Raw genomic sequence first — 16,113 nt, 5'->3', positions numbered from 1 at the left:
GAGAGCCGCCCTTTTGGTTTCAATCAGAGGAAGCCGCGACGCGACCACCAGCCCGTGCGCTTGGGACGATCGTCCTGTTCGCTTTCTTGATCGACGCCGTTGGTCGTCAGTCGTGGACCGCGGGAGGCCTCTTCAGCCGAGTTGTCTTCGGCTTCGGTCGAGGGCGTGCTGTCCGACGGGAAGACCTCATCCAGAGGCGGGTTTCCGTCGATCAATGCGCCTGCTTCGGCTGTGGCTGCCATGACTTCGTTTTCATCCGGCACATCGCTGTTCCGGTCCGCCTCGAGTTCACCGAGCGGGCGAGCATCGAGATCGACTCCCGCCATGGCGTCGACGGCGTCCGTCATCTCCGGCTCGAACGAACGTTCGGCCACGTCGCCAATCTCGACGGGAGCGGTCGCATCGACCTCCACCGGTTCCTCGGCAACATCGTCCGACACGACATCTGGCAAAGCTTCGTTCGAGCCAGCACCTTCGGCGAGATCCATGACCGGCGCGTCATTGGCCTCGTCCTCGCGGGTGCGACGGCCACCGCGCCGGCCACGGCGACGACGCTTGCGGCTCTTGCCATCTTCATCGTGACCTGCCGCCGCCTCGGACTCGGCATCCTCACCATCCACCTCTACGTCTGCTTCCGACGATGTGGTTTCGTCATCGGCGGCGATGTCCTCCTCGTCGGAGACGCTTTCGATATCGTTGTCCTGACCAGCGGCATCGGACTTGCGCCCGTTGCGACGACGGCGACGACGGCGACGCGAACCGTCGCGGCGATCGTCATCGGAGCCTTCCGTCTCGGTCGCGGCCTCCGTGTCGTCCATCACCTCGGCAACGATCTCGTCTTCCTCCGGCATGACCTCAATCAGATCATCCGGGGCGAGGCTGATTGGGCGAACCGGCTGGGGGCGCGGACGCTGAACCGCCTCGGCGCCGTGTTCGATCGCGATATGCTGATGGCCGTGACCTTCCACGGCTTCCAGCATGATGTGGAGCCCATAATGGGCCTCAAGTTCATCGATCGTGCGGCGCTTCTCGTTCAGAATGTAGAGCGCTGTCGCGGTCGGCACCCGGACGATGAGGTCGTGCGTCCCGTGCTTCTGGAGATGCTCTTCGACCGTGCGCAGGACATGCAGCGCGAGCGAGGACGCCGAACGGATGAAGCCGTTGCCGTTGCAGACGGGGCAGGTCTGCATGGTGGATTCGAGCACACTCGCGCGGATGCGCTGGCGGCTCATTTCCAGAAGGCCGAAATGCGAGATGCGGCCCACCTGGATGCGAGCGCGATCGTCCTTCAGGCAATCCTTCAGGCGCTTCTCGACGTTCCGGTTGTTGCGCTTCTCCTCCATGTCGATGAAGTCGATAACGATCAGCCCCGCGAGATCGCGCAGGCGAAGCTGGCGTGCGATCTCCTCGGAGGCCTCCAGATTGGTCTGGTAAGCGGTGTCCTCGATGGAGTGCTCGCGGGTCGAGCGTCCCGAGTTGACGTCGATCGACACCAGCGCTTCCGTCTGGTTGATGATGATGTAGCCGCCGGACTTCAACGTCACGTTCGGCTGCACCATCTTGTCGAGCTGCGCTTCGATGCCCTGGCGCGCGAAGATCGGCGTCGGGTCCCGGTAGGGCTGCACCACCTTGGCTTGGCTTGGCATCAGCATCCGCATGAAGTCCTTGGCTTCGCGGTAGCCGGCTTCACCCGCCACAAGAACCTGATCGATGTCCTTGTTGTAGAGATCGCGGATCGAGCGCTTGATCAGGCTGCCTTCCTCGTAGACGAGGGTCGGCGCCATCGATTGAAGCGTCAGAGTGCGAACCGTCTCCCAGAGGCGCATCAGATATTCGTAGTCGCGCTTGACCTCGGCCTTGGTGCGATTGGCACCGGCCGTACGGAGGATGATGCCCATGCCGCGCGGCACGTCGAGATCGCGCACGACATCCTTCAGCCGCTTGCGATCCGCAGCGTTGGTGATCTTGCGCGAAATTCCGCCGCCTCGCGCCGTGTTCGGCATGAGAACCGAATAGCGGCCCGCCAGCGAGAGATAGGTCGTCAGCGCGGCGCCCTTGGAGCCGCGTTCCTCCTTGACCACCTGAACGAGCAGAATCTGGCGGCGACGGATGACTTCCTGAATCTTGTAGTTCTTGCGCGGAGCGCGGGTGCGAACCGGCACCTCTTCCATCGCGTCTTCGCTGCCGAGATCGTCGATCTGTTCGGCCTCGTCCTCGCCGGACGGCGCATCGTCGTCCGACCCACGCGTGCGACGGCGCGGCCGACGCCGACGATTACCATCCTTCTGCGTTTCGTCAGAGGCTACAGGCTCTGCGGGCTGCTCGCCCAAATCCTCTTCGTCGGACGTGTCGGCGCTCTCGGATGCGGAGCTGTCCTCGCCATCCGTTTCGCCGTAATTGCCGACCTGGGCCGAGCCCACCTCGGAGATTTCCTCCTCGGTATCAGGGACGTCCTCGATGCCGGAGACGTTTTCCGAGACGCTGTCGTCACCCGCGTCAGCGGCTTTCGCCTCCATTTCACGCGAGCGGCGCGAGCGCGCGCGACTGTCTCGGGCGGATTTGCGTTCGGTTTCTTCTTCTTCCTCGGCCGCGCGGGCGAGTTCGTCCTCGATCAGGGCCTGACGATCCGCCACAGGGATCTGGTAGTAGTCGGGATGGATTTCGCTGAAGGCGAGGAAGCCATGCCGGTTTCCGCCATATTCGACAAAGGCGGCCTGCAGCGACGGCTCGACCCGCGTTACCTTCGCGAGATAGATATTGCCCTTGATCTGCTTCTTGTGTTCGGACTCGAAATCGAATTCTTCGATCCGGTTACCCTTGACGACGACGACCCGGGTTTCTTCCGGATGCGACGCATCGATCAACATCTTGTTTGCCATGAAATCTCAACTCCGAGACCCGGAGCCTGCCGAACGATCCGGCGGATAACGCCGGTTGAAAGATCGGAAAGGGCGGGCCGGCAGGTGCCGAACGGTTTGCAAACAGCATGGTCCCGGTCAAAGGATGCTTCGCCTGCCCAATCTGGCGGCGGTCTATCCGGGATGAAAACACTGCTGACGACACGCGCTCGCGACCTGCAATAAATGGGTGGCCGTTTCATCGGCCGATGAAAGACATGCAGCCAACCTGACGGCCGTCCCGCATGATGGAAGTCCGTCGAGACTGTCTCGAACGGAGAAAATTTGTCGAAGGCTCGTCACGATCGATCGCTGGTTCGGTCGGGCCTCGCGTCTCGGCTCGGAGACGAGATCTCGTCTTTCCGATCGGTCGCGAAGCCGTTCCGCAATCGACGCGGTAGCCTCACTTCTGCTTTTATGGCGTGGGACGCGCCTAAACAAGTGCCAGGCCTCTCCAGAGGGCAGTTCCTACCCATGTTCGTCGCCTAGAACCGGCTCAACTTGCCGCCAGACCCCCGGTTGCCAACTGCATGTCTCAAACTCTTCGTTGCCTTGCGGTGCTTTTTCTTCTGTTCGTTACCGGTTTGCTGCCAGCGCAAGCGGCCGACCCCTCCGTCATTACGGCGATTCGACTGACGTCGGTGGATGAGGGCGACGACGTGGAGATCGAGTTGGACGGTGCGGCGCAGCCCGATCTTCTGACGCTCAAGTCGCCCTATCGATTGGCGCTGGATTTCGACGCCACGCTCTCGGCGGCCGCAGCGCCGATTACGAAAGGCGCGCATTGGGTGCGGGGGGTGAAGCAGGGGCTGGTCGCCGCCGATCGCTACCGATTGCTTCTCGAACTCAATAGTGCGGTCAAACCGAAGCTCACGTCTCGACAGGAGGATGGGCGAACGCTGATCCTCCTGACGCTGCGCAAAGGCCGGGAGGCGGATTTCGTGGTGCCGGCGAAAGCCCGCGAGGCGTCCGTCGCGGATCACGTTGAGCCGCGCCGGGCGTCCGATCCGTTCGTCATCGTCATCGATCCGGGCCATGGGGGAATCGATCGCGGGGCGACCGGCGAGAAGGGTACGGAAGAGAAGGCCGTCAATCTCGCGTTCGGTCTCGCCCTTCGCGACGCGCTCTCGGCTTATCCGAATATCAAAGTGCTGATGACGCGCGAGGACGACACGTTCATTCCCTTGAACGAGCGGGCGGCCATTGCCCGCCGGGCGAAGGCGGGCCTTTTCGTCTCGCTCCATGCCGACTCGATCCGTTACAAGGATCTGCGGGGGGCGACCGTTTATACCCTTTCGGAGAAGGCGTCGGACGGCTTGGCGCGCGAACTGGCAGATAGCGAAAACTCCGCCGATCGTTTTGCTGGCGCCGAATGGGACCAGGACGCTCCGGAAATCCATGACATCCTCGTGGACCTCGTTCGACAGGAGACCGAGGGCTTCTCGGAGCATTTCGCCCTCGGGCTGGTAGCGCAATTGAAGGACGGCGGCGTTCGCCTGATCAACAACCCCAAGCGGTCGGCCGGTTTTCGCGTTCTGCGAGCCCCCGATGTGCCGTCGGTCTTGGTCGAGATGGGATACCTTTCGAACGAACAGGAGGAGAAACTCCTGACCTCGCCCGACTGGCAGAAGAAGGTCGCGTCCATTTTGGCGCGGTCGATCGAGGCGTTTTCCCGGCATCGCTCGATCGTGGACCAACGCAGCGCGAATTGACGCGAGCGTTCCGCGTGGCGCAATTGCCACAGCAAACACGCATTGGCGCCTCGCAACATCGGGGCGCCTCATTTATGAAGGAAGTCCAAACTCCCGGCCATATCGCGCACTCGCGGGTTCGGGACCGCGCGACCCGGTCGCGTGCTGTTCGGGCGAATCCAGAATGCAGGCGATAGGGTCACGATGATCAAGCTGCTCGGCTATTTCTTCGGCATCGGGTCGGTGCTCGCGCTGATCGGGGCAGGTGGCGTCGGCGTCTATGTCGCCAAGATGAGCGAAGACCTGCCGGACTATCAGGTTCTGGAGAAATACGAGCCGCCGGTGATGACGCGCATCCACGCGTCCGATGGCGGGCTCATGGCCGAGTATGCCAAGCAGCGGCGTCTTTACCTGCCGATCCAGGCGATCCCTGAGCGGCTGAAGAATGCGTTCTTATCGGCCGAAGACAAGAATTTTTACGAACATCACGGCGTCGATCCCGAGGGGATCGTGCGTGCCGCCGTCGTCTCCATCAAGGGCGGCCCGATGCAGGGCGGTTCGACCATCACGCAGCAGGTCGCCAAGAACTTTCTTCTGACCAACGAGCGCTCGATGGAGCGCAAGGTCAAGGAAGCCATCCTGTCGCTGCGCATCGAGCAGGCCTATTCCAAGGATCGAATCCTCGAACTCTATCTGAACGAAATCTATCTCGGGCTCGGTGCCTATGGCGTGGCAGCCGCGTCCTTGTCCTATTTCGACAAGTCCGTGAACGAGCTGGAAATCCAGGAGGTCGCCTACCTCGCGGCTCTGCCCAAGGCGCCTGAAAACTACAATCCGTTCCGAAACCCGAACGAGGCGTTGGCGCGCCGCAATTGGGTCATCCAACGCATGGCCGAGAACGGCTTCATCACGCAGGACGAAGCCAACAAGGCCATCGCGAAGCCGCTTGGCATCAAGACGCGCTCCAACAATGCCTATGTGCCATCGGCGGAATATTTCACCGAAGAGGTTCGGCGCGACATCATCTCGCGCTATGGCGTGAACGCCCTCTACGAAGGTGGCCTCTCGGTGCGGACCACGATCGATCCGCATATGCAGGTCGAGGCGCGCAAAGCGCTGCAACATGCCCTCGTCCAATACGACCAGACCAAGGGGTTCCGGGGGCCGGTCAAGACCATCGAACTCGGCAATGACTGGGGCACGCCGCTGGGTGAGATCGAAGGCCTGTCGGACGTTCCCGAATGGAAGCTCGCGGTGGTTCTGACCACGGACGCGAACTCGGTGAGCATCGGTCTCCAGCCTGACAAGCTGCCCTCGGGCCGGCGCGGTCCGGAGCGCGAGATCGGCACGATCGCGCTATCGGACATGCGCTGGGCGCTCTCGATGGTCGAGGGCGGTCGACGCGTCTCGGTGAAGACCGCCGATCGGGTGCTTCAACGCGGCGATGTCGTCTATGTTGAGAAGAAGGGCGACGGCGGCGAATATCGTCTGCGCCAGCCGCCTCGCGTGCAGGGCGCGCTGGTTGCGATGGACCCACATACGGGCCGCGTTCTCGCCATGGTCGGCGGATTCTCCTATGCCCAGTCCGAGTTCAACCGAGCAACGCAAGCCTACCGCCAACCTGGCTCGTCGTTCAAGCCGATCGTCTATGCGGCCGCGCTCGACAATGGCTACACGCCGGCATCCGTCATTCTCGATGCGCCGATCTCGATCCCGAACGGAACGGGCGGTTTCTGGGAGCCGAAGAATTATGGCGGCGAGTTCGCCGGCCCTTCGACTCTGCGCACAGGCATCGAGAAAAGCCGCAATCTCATGACCGTTCGCCTCGCGCAGGACATGGGCATGAAACTCGTGGCCGAATATGCGGAGCGGTTCGGCATCTATGACAAGATGATGCCCTATCTCCCGATGGCGCTCGGTTCCGGCGAAACAACGGTCATGCGCATGGTCTCGGCTTATTCGGTGATGGCGAATGGCGGGCGGTCCATCGAGCCTTCCTTGATCGACCGGGTGCAGGACCGCTATGGGCGCACCGTCTACAAGCATGACAACCGCAAGTGCGATCAGTGCAATGACGCGGCCTGGTCCGATCAGCCCGAACCCGAACTCATCGATGATCGCCAGCAGGTTCTCGATCCCATGACCGCCTATCAGATCACCTCGATGATGGAAGGCGTGGTCCAGCGCGGCACGGCGACCGTCGTCAAGGAACTGGGCGTGCCTGCGGCCGGTAAGACGGGGACGACCAATGACGAGAAGGATGCCTGGTTCGTTGGTTTCACCCCGAATCTCGTGACGGGCGTCTATCTTGGCTACGACAACCCTCAGCCTCTGGGCCATGGCGGAACCGGTGGCGGTTTCGCGGCGCCGGTCTTTGTCGATTTCATGAAGGATGCGATCGCCGGCAAGCCCGTCGCCGATTTCCGTATTCCCGAGGGCATGACTCAGGTTGCCGTCGACAGGCGAACCGGTATGGCGGCCGACCCCAATTCCAAGGATGCGATCATCGAGGCGTTCAAGCCCGGCACGGGCCCGTCCAATGTCTATCAAGTGATCGGCGAAGGGGGCGGCGGCCCGGTCGCCTCGCAGCCGCTGCCGGCCGAGGCGCAGCAGGCGATCGTGTCGGGCGCGGGCGGTCTGTTCTAAACCGCTTTTGTGTCAGCTTTACAGGGCGTGACGTGGTGCCTATGGTCCGCGCCATTCCAACCCTTTTCATTGCAAACGAGGGAGAGCGGCGTGCGAGCCGAGATCCAATCCATTGTCGACGAAATCCAGCAGGCCGTAAGCCTGCTGAGGAGGCATCTTTGACTGGGATCAGTCCCTTCGAGAACTCGATCGGCTGAACGCGGCCGCCGAAGACCCGTCCATCTGGAACGATCCGCAGGAGGCTCAGCGCCTCATGAAGGAGCGCCAGCGTCTGGACTCGGGCATCAACGGCATTCTCGCGATCGAACGCGGTCTTCGCGACAACATCGAACTCATCGCCATGGGCGACGAGGAAGGTGACGAGTCGATCGTGACCGAGGCCGAGGCCGGTATTCGCGCGCTTCAGAAGGAAGTCGCCGAACGCCAGATCGAGACGCTTCTGTCCGGCGAAGTCGATGGCAACGACACCTATGTCGAAATCCATTCCGGAGCAGGCGGCACCGAAAGCCAGGACTGGGCCTCCATGCTCCTTCGCATGTATATGCGCTGGGGCGAGCGGGCGAAGCTGAAGGTCGAAGTGCTGGAGCAGCATTCGGGAGAAGAAGCGGGCATCAAGTCCGCGACCATTCTTCTGAAGGGCCACAACGCCTATGGCCGCATGAAGGTCGAGTCCGGCGTGCATCGTCTCGTGCGCATCTCGCCTTATGACAGTCAGGCGCGGCGGCACACGTCCTTCGCTTCGGTCTGGGTTTACCCGGTCGTCGACGACTCGATCGAAATCGATGTCAGCGAAGCCGATGTTCGCATCGACACCTATCGCGCCTCGGGTGCGGGTGGTCAGCACGTCAATACGACCGACTCGGCGGTGCGTATCACGCATCTGGCGACCGGGATCGTGGTGCAGTGTCAGAGCGAGCGCTCGCAGCACAAGAACCGCGCTACCGCCTGGAACATGCTTCGTGCCCGCCTCTACGAGGAAGAGCTGCGAAAGCAGGAAGAAAAGGCCAACGCCGCCGCCGCCTCCAAGACCGACATCGGCTGGGGGCACCAGATTCGGTCCTACGTCCTCCAGCCCTATCAGCTGGTGAAGGATCTGCGGACCGGCAGGGAAAGCACGGCACCGCAACAGGTGCTGGACGGCAGTCTGGATGACTTCATCGAAGCCGCGCTTGCGCAGCGTGTTTTCGGTGGTGACGTCGAAGTCGCTGACATCGACTAACATCACTTCGGGCGATGCGGTGATGCGTCGCTCATCTCTCTGAACCTCCGTTCGGCTGTGCCGGGCGGAGGTTTTTTGCAAATTGCGATAACTCAGAGTTTGGCGAGCTTGCGTCCGACGCGGATATACCGCTCTGGATCGACCGGTGTTTCATCCGTCCGCACTTCGTAATGAAGATGCGAGCCTGTGCTTCGACCGGTGCTCCCGACGCGTCCGACGATTTGCCCGGCTTTGATTGCCGAACCACTGGCAACGTCGATTTCGGAGAGATGCGCGTAGCGCGTGCTGAACCCGTTGCCATGGTCGATCTCGACCATCATCCCATACCCGCCAGCCTCGCCGGCCGACACGACCTTGCCACTCGCGGTGGCTCTGACCAGAGTGCCGGTCGGAGCTGCCAGATCAACTCCGCTGTGCAGCGCCGCGCGTCGAAAAAACGGATCGGGCCTCACGCCGAAGGTCGATGTGACCCGTGCGCCGGGCAGCGGGTCTGCCAGGGGCACGCGGGCCGATTTGGTTTTCAGTCGGCCGTAGGTCTGCAAGGCCTGATCCAGAAGGTTGAGGCTGTTCGAGAAAGACAGCTCGCCGTCGGCCGGAATATAGGGGCCGCCGATGGCGGGCTTCGTCTCCTCGACACGGATGCCCACCGACCCCAGAACCGCTGCGAGATGATCGGCGCGGGACTGCGTTGTCCGGGCCAGTTCGGCGATCGTCGATGTCTGCTCGTCGCTGACCATGTCCACCGACTTTCGAATCGACGGCAGAACGAGGCCCGCGATCTCGCTGACATCCTCGTGCCGCAGGGACAAAGCGCTGATGTCTTCGGGATGCCGTGTTGGGGTCGTTGAGGATGAACTGTTTGGCGCAGGGGCAAGCGCCGATGGCTCTCGGCCGGCTGCCGATGCGTCATCCGACGCGCCAGTAGGGTTCGCCTTCGTCAGGACACCCATGTCCCGCGCTTTCTCGAGCAAGGGCTGAAGCTGCTCGAACCGTCCAGTCAGTTCCGCCTGTTGGGTCAGAAGCGCCTTCACCTGCGCCGACACGGTTTCGCGAACCTTCGTCTGCCCAGTCTTCAGACGGTCGATCTCGGTGCGGAGTGTTGCCATGCGCTCTTCGTAAGCGTTCGTCATGCGCGTTTCGCGAGCGAGCAGAGCGCGAACGATATTGTCGTTAAAGAAGAAGAGGCCGCCGAACACGAGGCAGCCGATGAGGGCGCAAATGCCAAGCCCCGCAATCGATGCGGCTACCCAGGGGCGAACGGTCCAACGTCGACCGAGGCTGCCACGCGATATGATGATCGTCCGCGCGGCAGTTCCGCTGCCGAAAACGTTCCCTTGGCCTGAGGGTGCCATCCGCCTCGACTCCAAACCACACGGACTTCCGCCGTTCGGCGCGATTAGAGTTGATTAGGGTTAATGGAGCGTTGATGCCTTGCTTCGCTCAGCTCGAAAGCGGCGAAAGCGAGCGATAGAAGGTCGGTGTCAGACCGGCTTCGGCCCGAGCGCGGTCATTGAAGGGCGGCTTCACCTCGCCGCGGAAACACTCCCGAACGATCTCCTGAAAGCGCCGGGCCGGGTCGATCCGGTGACGCGCGCATAGGAAGCGGAACCATTTCGCCCCGATCGCGACGTGCTTCTTCTCGTCATTGTAGATGATCTCGAGAATGGCTCCTGTTTGCGGATCGCCGACCTCCTTCAGCTTGGCCAGAAGGGAGGGCGTTACGTCCAAACCGCGCGCTTCGAGCACCAGCGGGACGATGGCGAGCCGAGAGGGCAGATCATGGGACGTCACTTCCACGGCCTGCCAGAGACCGTCATGGGCGGGCAGGGCGCCGTAGAACGAGCCGAGATCGACAAGGCGCGCCGAAAGGAGGCCGAAATGCTTCGCCTCCTCCATCGCGACCGTCATCCAGCCATCGAAAAAGGATCGCGGAACCGGCTGGCCACAAAACCGAGCGACAATGTCCAGCGCCAGGTCGATGGCGTTCAGTTCGATATGGGCGAGGGCGTGAATCATGGCGATCCGACCCTCCAGCGTGTGGACCGAACGACGCGGCACGTCGCGCGGCGGCACGAGATCGGGCTTTAGAGGCCGGCCAGGCCGGGACGGAGAGGGCGGATCGGTCGGCGCGGAGAGGCCAAGCTTGCGGGCGAACCAGAACTCAGCCGTCGCCGTCGTGAGTCTCGCCTTTTCAGACAGATCGGCGGTCGAAAGTGCTTTAATCGCCGCAGCCCGAAGCGTGCCCGGAATGTCGGTCACGCCTGCGGGCTCTTGAAGCTCTGGGCGGCTTCTAGAACCTCGGCCGCATGGCCACCCGCCTTAACCTTTTGCCACACGCGTACAACGCGGCCATCGGCATCGATCAAGGCCGTGGTACGCTCGACACCCCAATATTTGCGGCCATACATGCTTTTCTCGGCCCAGACACCGAAGGCCTGAAGCAGGTTCTTATCCTCATCGGCCAGAAGGTGAACCTTCAAATCGTGCTTGTCGCGAAAGCGGCAATGTTTCTGCACGCTATCGGGCGACACGCCGAAGACGGAAACGCCGAGAGCCTCGAACTGACCGATCAACGCCGTAAACTCGAGCGCTTCGGTGGTGCAGCCGGAGGTATCGTCCTTTGGGTAGAAATAAAGAACGAAGGCTCGACCCTTGAGCGAAGCTTTGGTGACGATCGAGCCGTCACTTTCCGGGAGAGCGAAATCAGGACATTCTTGTCCAACATTCGGGATCGACACGGGAGCCTTCCTTTCGGCCAAATGGATCGGCATGACGAGCGAGGCGACGATAGAGTTCGCTAGCCATTCGTCGGCTATACCACCCGGCCGATGCGATCGCAGCCCGGCGTCGGACGAAATCGCAGACCCATTTTGCCTAATCTCAGGCGTTCGAGACGTTAAGGACCGATGCTTCCCGACATCGCAAGCCGCCGCGACGCCCAATGGCCGATCTCACGCCCGTCTCTGGACGAGCAGGCCCGCTGAATGATGAGATTCGTTCGCCTGTTGGGCGGTCTCGTCAGCCTTGCGATCATTCTTCTTCTGGTCTTGGGTTCCGGCGTCTTCCTTCTGCTGGGAACGTCTACCGGCGAGGCGTTCGTCCAAGGGCAGACCAAGGCGGCTCTGTCCCGCCTTTTCGGCCCGGCCTACGAAGTGTCGTTGGGGGATCAGCGGTTCGAAGTTCGCAACGACGGTCTCCTCGCCCTCACATGGGACGACGTGTCTCTGCATCGAAAGGACCACCCCGACCTTAGTTCTGAAATCGGCCGCGTGTCCGTGGCGGTTCGACTTCTTCCCCTGGTGGGCGGTTCGCTGGAATTCGGCCGGCTGGAGATCGAACGGGCGCGGATTGATCTGGCGGCATTCGGAGAGACATCCGCCGTCCGGTCCCCGAGTTCGCAGCCCGTTAGCCTCCCGCAAGCGGCTGAGAGTGGAGCGGGGCGTTCGCCCATGTCTCGCGTGGCCGAACGCGCGATCCGAACGCTCGAGCGCCAACTTCAGGCGCTGCAGGCCTATCATTTCGATACGGTCGCTTTTGTCGACATCACGGTGGAAGGCTTTGCCGGCGCTTTTGCCGACATTCCCGACATCCATCTGGACCGCGCGGAACTCCACCGTGCGCTGGACGGATCGCTGTCCCTTTACTCGAAAGTGGATGTCGGAGCCGTTCCGATTTCGATCGGGGGTGCTGCGAATTTCGATAGCGAGACGGGGCGGCTCGTGTCCTTCTCGCTGCGGTCGAGCGAAATCGATCTGGGCTCCGTTCTTCCGCCGGCAGCGCTGGATAACTTGACCGACGATCGACCCTTCGGCAGCGACGCGTCTGTCTCGCTGGAAGCGGGGATGCATCGGCAGAGTGAGACCGGCATGGCCGTTCTCGGCTTGGCTCTCCACGCAAGCGGTGGCCATCTACAACTAGGGCTCAACCGGACGACGCTGGAGCCCTCCAGCGTCCGGGTGGAATATCGGGAAGGCGAGGACCGCTTCCAGATCTTGCCAAGCCCCGTACGCTTCGAAGATGTCGCCTTCGATCTCGAAGGTGTCCTGGAACCCGTCGCGATGGCTGGCTCCGAGGCTGATAGGGAGCGGTTGAAGTTCCGGATCGGGAGCCAGCAAATTCTCTCCCGTGTCGGCCGGCCCGAGGGAGAGCCTCCCATGGATGGGACGTTCTGGATCGATGGTTCGATCGATCCGTCCGCTCAATCGCTCGAACTGTCGCAACTCGAACTGGTAACGCCCAAAGGGCGGCTGACGGGCCATGCCATCTATCGCGGCCACGCGCCCTCGGACGTGACCTCCCTCATGGTCGAGGCCGATCAGCTTTCGGCAGCGTCGGTGAAGGCCTTCTGGCCCTTCATGATCTCCGGTAAGGCACGTCACTGGGTGCTAGCCCATGTCGGCGATGAAGGCGCCGTGCCGAGCGGTTCCATTCGGATCAATGTGCTGCGATCTCGGTTAGGCGAAGCCTTCAAGCCCACGCAGTCCCCCGCCGACAGCGAATTGCAGCTCGACCTCGATCTTCGCGACATGGACCTTTCGACGGCCGGTACGGTTCCACGCTTGATCGATGCCAATGGTCGCTTGGAAACCAGAGGTGGCAAGACGACGGTTTTCGTGGACCGTGCCGGCATGATGGATCATCCCGACCTTGTTTTGGGGCCGGCTTCCGTCACCCTTCAGAAGCCTGCGAGCGGAAACCCGCGCGACCTCGCATTGGGAATCGATCTGAAGGCAGATGGCCCGCTGCGCGACGCCCTGGATGTGGCGAACTCGGAGCCGATTCGGGCGCTGCGCTCGCTCGATCTGGATACTGCGAAGATCAAGGGAAATGCGACGGTTCACGTCGAGGCGAGCCTGCGCTTCGGCGAGCATATCGCCGCCGATCGTCAGGTGGAAAGCTGGGCTGTCGAAGCCAATCTGGAGAAGGTTGATCCCGGCCAACCCATCCAGGGCCGCAGACTCACCAATCTGGACGGTGTGATCCATGTGATCCCGGGACAGGCGAGCGGCTCGCTCAATGCAGACATCGAAAGCATTCCGGCCGATATCAGCTTCATCCTCCCTTTCGGTGAGAGGTCCGTCGGCGAAAGACGGATCGACCTTTCCGCAACCGTGGGCGGCAAGAAACTGGTCGAACTCGTTCCCAGTCTGAAGGGTGTCGTTGGCGGCAGCACGAAGGCTTCCGTGACCCAAGGTGCCTCCGGCTTCGATGTGGAACTCGACCTACGCGACGCGACGCTTGATCTGCCCTTCATTGCCTGGAAAAAGGGGGCTGGCGTACCGGCGCGACTGTCCTTCGATCTCGATCAGGACGGCGGCAGCACGACGCTCAAAGACGTCGCGCTGAAGGGCGAGGGTTTTGCGGCAAGCGGTACGGTCCTTCTCACCAATGACGGGCTCTCGACTGCCAAGCTGACACATGTTGCGCTCAATCCGGGAGATGAGGTTGAGGTCGCGGTGACGCGCCACCGGAACGGCTATGGCGTGGAACTCAAGGGGTCGCAGTTCGATGCTCGGCCGATCCTGGCCGAATTGAAGGCAAGCGTCGGAAAGAAAGATCGCAAGCTCGGCGGCGGCACGTTCGACATCAATGCCGACATCGACCGATTGAACGGTTTCAACGGCCAGACCATTCAAGGGTTTGAGATGAACTATGCCAGCGCGGGCGGGAAACTTGCCGCGCTCAATCTCGGCGGAACGCTCAGTGGCGGCTCGCTGTCCGGCGATCTTTCGCCGCGCGGCGTTGTTCAGGCCATACGTCTTCGTAGCGGCGACCTTGGGGCGCTTCTCGCTTTTGCGGGTCTTTATCAGCATATGGAGGGGGGGCAAGCTTCGCTCGATCTCCTGGGAACGGCGGATACGTCTTATGTCGGCGCCCTGCAGGTCGCCAATTTCACCTTGGTGGATGAGCCACGTCTGTCGCGCATTGTCGGGTCCTCAGGCGGACAAAACGGGCAGACTCTGTCCCAGGCCGTCGGGCAAAATCTCCAGACGGAGCGTGCCTTCTTTGATCAAGCGTCAGCCAAGCTGAGCTATTCCGGCACCGCCTTGAAAGTGTCGGACGGCATCCTGCGAGGCCCCGTCTTCGGGTCCAGCTTCAACGGAACGCTCTATGACGGCAGAGGACAGATCGATGTTTCCGGCTCCTTCATGCCGGCCTACGGGATCAACCGGATGTTCGGTGCAATCCCCGTCCTCGGCCAGATTCTCGGCAATGGCAATGAAGGCGGGCTGATCGGCATCACCTATCGATTGGATGGGCCTTTCGCGTCTCCAACCCTCGTGGTGAATCCGATCTCCGTCATCGCGCCCGGCATCTTCCGGCAGATCTTCTCCTACAAATGAAAAAGGCGGCCCGAGGGACCGCCTTCCGGAAGAATTGTTCTTCGGTTCGTGCTGTTCAGTCCGCCACACGCACCAGCACATGGCGCTTCTTGCCCAGCGAGAGCTTGACGACGCCATCCTGAATTTCCGCCTCGCCCACGATCTTGCGGTCATCGGCTATGGCTTGGTCCGCAAGGCGGACGGCTCCACCCGACACATGCCGCCGAGCCTCGCCGTTCGACGCGGCCAAGCCGGCCTTGACAAGCAGGGAGAGGATGCCGATCCCGCTGGCAAGCTCATCCTTCGTCACTTCCACCGTCGGAAGATTATCCGCCAGAGCGCCGTCCTCGAAGGTCGTGCGCGCCGTCTCGGCGGCTTGGCTCGCCGCGTCGCGGCCATGCACAATCGCCGTGGCTTCCGTCGCCAGAATCTTCTTCGCCTCGTTGATCTCCGAGCCGCCGAGGTTGGCCAGACGAGCGATCTCGTCCAAGGGAAGGCGCGTGAAAATCTTCAGGAAGCGACCGACATCGGCATCTTCCGTGTTGCGCCAATATTGCCAGAAATCATAGGGGCTGAAGAGATCTCCGTTGAGCCAGACCGCGCCCGAGGCCGACTTGCCCATCTTCTCGCCGCTGGATTTGGTGAGAAGCGGTGTCGTCAGCGCGTAGAGCTGAGGGCCGCCCATACGGTGCGACAGGTCGACGCCGTTGATGATGTTGCCCCACTGGTCCGACCCGCCCATCTGCAGAACGGCACCATACTGGCGGTTCAACTCGGTGAAGTCGTAGCCCTGCATGATCATGTAATTGAATTCGAGGAAGCTGAGCGACTGCTCCCGGTCGAGCCGCAGCTTCACCGAATCGAAGGACAGCATGCGATTGACGGAGAAATGCCGGCCGACATCCCGCAGGAACTCGACGTAATTGAGCTTCAGGAGCCAATCGGCATTGTTGACCATGATGGCGGGGTTGGAGCCATCATATCGGAGGATGTTGCCGAACACCCTCTGAATGCCGTCGATATTGGTTTGAATCTGGTCGGTCGTCAGCAGGCGGCGCTGGTCGTCGCGGAACGAGGGGTCGCCGACCATGGAGGTGCCGCCGCCCATCAGGCTGATCGCCTTATGCCCGGTCTCCTGCATCCAGTAGAGCATTGTGACGGTGATCAGGTTGCCGATATGGATCGACGTCGCCGTTGCATCGTAGCCAACATATCCGGTGATCGGCCCTTTCAGGGCAAGCGCGTCCAGACCCTCGGGATCGGAGATCTGATGGATGAAGCCGCGCTCGTCGAGGACGCGCAGAAAATCGGACTTGAACTTCGGCATGGTCTTTCTT

9 protein-coding genes are annotated in these 16,113 nt (G+C 61.9%); 4 read left to right on the top strand and 5 right to left on the bottom strand.

All coding sequences use genetic code 11. The annotated features are described in order from the left end of the window. Positions 1-23: 23 nt before the first annotated feature. Positions 24-2,879: an Rne/Rng family ribonuclease gene (locus AUL28_RS13365; protein ID WP_062233402.1), complete on the bottom strand. Its 2,856-nt coding sequence runs from the start codon at positions 2,877-2,879 to the stop codon at positions 24-26. A 548-nt stretch (positions 2,880-3,427) separates the two neighbouring features. Between AUL28_RS13365 and AUL28_RS13360 the strand changes: the two genes are divergently transcribed. The 3 genes from AUL28_RS13360 to prfB all read left to right on the top strand — a co-directional run bounded on the left by AUL28_RS13360 (position 3,428) and on the right by prfB (position 8,453). Further along, positions 3,428-4,609 (top strand): N-acetylmuramoyl-L-alanine amidase, encoded by a 1,182-nt coding sequence (locus AUL28_RS13360; protein ID WP_062220323.1) that lies wholly within the window; start codon positions 3,428-3,430, stop codon positions 4,607-4,609. A 183-nt stretch (positions 4,610-4,792) separates the two neighbouring features. Beyond that, positions 4,793-7,234 (top strand): penicillin-binding protein 1A, encoded by a 2,442-nt coding sequence (locus tag AUL28_RS13355; RefSeq protein WP_062233399.1) that lies wholly within the window; start codon positions 4,793-4,795, stop codon positions 7,232-7,234. A gap of 90 nt (positions 7,235-7,324) precedes the next feature. Beyond that, positions 7,325-8,453, top strand: a protein-coding gene (gene prfB / locus AUL28_RS13350) for a peptide chain release factor 2 (RefSeq protein WP_153003587.1) whose coding sequence is annotated in 2 segments (ribosomal slippage) — positions 7,325-7,393 and positions 7,395-8,453 — 1,128 coding nt in all. Because the reading frame shifts where the segments join, the coding sequence is not laid out codon by codon here. Between the two features lie 92 nt (positions 8,454-8,545). Here prfB and AUL28_RS13345 read toward each other — a convergent pair. From AUL28_RS13345 to AUL28_RS13335, 3 genes are all read right to left on the bottom strand, one after another. Next, entirely contained in the window at positions 8,546-9,649 is a 1,104-nt protein-coding gene (locus tag AUL28_RS13345; RefSeq protein ID WP_192843458.1) for a M23 family metallopeptidase, read from the bottom strand. A 244-nt stretch (positions 9,650-9,893) separates the two neighbouring features. Further along, the gene (locus AUL28_RS13340) at positions 9,894-10,712 is read right to left on the bottom strand and encodes a ferritin-like domain-containing protein (protein WP_062233393.1); all 819 of its coding nucleotides are present in this window, start codon (positions 10,710-10,712) and stop codon (positions 9,894-9,896) included. Next, positions 10,709-11,191, bottom strand: a complete 483-nt coding sequence (locus tag AUL28_RS13335; RefSeq protein ID WP_062233518.1) for a peroxiredoxin — start codon at positions 11,189-11,191, stop codon at positions 10,709-10,711. Before AUL28_RS13335 ends, AUL28_RS13340 begins: the two co-directional genes overlap by 4 nt. Before the next feature lie 246 nt (positions 11,192-11,437). Here AUL28_RS13335 and AUL28_RS13330 point away from each other — a divergent pair, with 246 nt between their 5' ends. Beyond that, a complete protein-coding gene (locus AUL28_RS13330) occupies positions 11,438-14,797 on the top strand; it encodes a hypothetical protein (RefSeq protein ID WP_062233391.1) in 3,360 nt (1,119 codons plus the stop codon). Positions 14,798-14,852: 55 nt separating this feature from the next. Here AUL28_RS13330 and tyrS read toward each other — a convergent pair whose 3' ends face one another. Continuing rightward, positions 14,853-16,103: a tyrosine--tRNA ligase gene (gene tyrS, locus AUL28_RS13325; protein ID WP_062233388.1), complete on the bottom strand. Its 1,251-nt coding sequence runs from the start codon at positions 16,101-16,103 to the stop codon at positions 14,853-14,855. Positions 16,104-16,113 lie beyond the last annotated feature (10 nt).

Origin of the sequence: Aureimonas sp. N4 (assembly GCF_001463925.1) — a bacterium.
GTDB lineage: Bacteria > Pseudomonadota > Alphaproteobacteria > Rhizobiales > Rhizobiaceae > Aureimonas > Aureimonas ureilytica_A.
Note: the sequence above shows the minus strand (reverse complement) of the source record. Positions and strands in the feature narration are given on the sequence as shown.

Bases quoted from the DNA above. Each gene is read 5' to 3' on its own strand.
- AUL28_RS13365 (WP_062233402.1), bottom strand. From the start codon at position 2,879: ATGGCAAACAAGATGTTGATCGATGCGTCGCATCCGGAAGAAACCCGG.
- AUL28_RS13360 (WP_062220323.1), top strand. From the start codon at position 3,428: ATGTCTCAAACTCTTCGTTGCCTTGCGGTGCTTTTTCTTCTGTTCGTT.
- AUL28_RS13355 (WP_062233399.1), top strand. From the start codon at position 4,793: ATGATCAAGCTGCTCGGCTATTTCTTCGGCATCGGGTCGGTGCTCGCG.
- AUL28_RS13330 (WP_062233391.1), top strand. From the start codon at position 11,438: ATGATGAGATTCGTTCGCCTGTTGGGCGGTCTCGTCAGCCTTGCGATC.
- tyrS (WP_062233388.1), bottom strand. From the start codon at position 16,103: ATGCCGAAGTTCAAGTCCGATTTTCTGCGCGTCCTCGACGAGCGCGGC.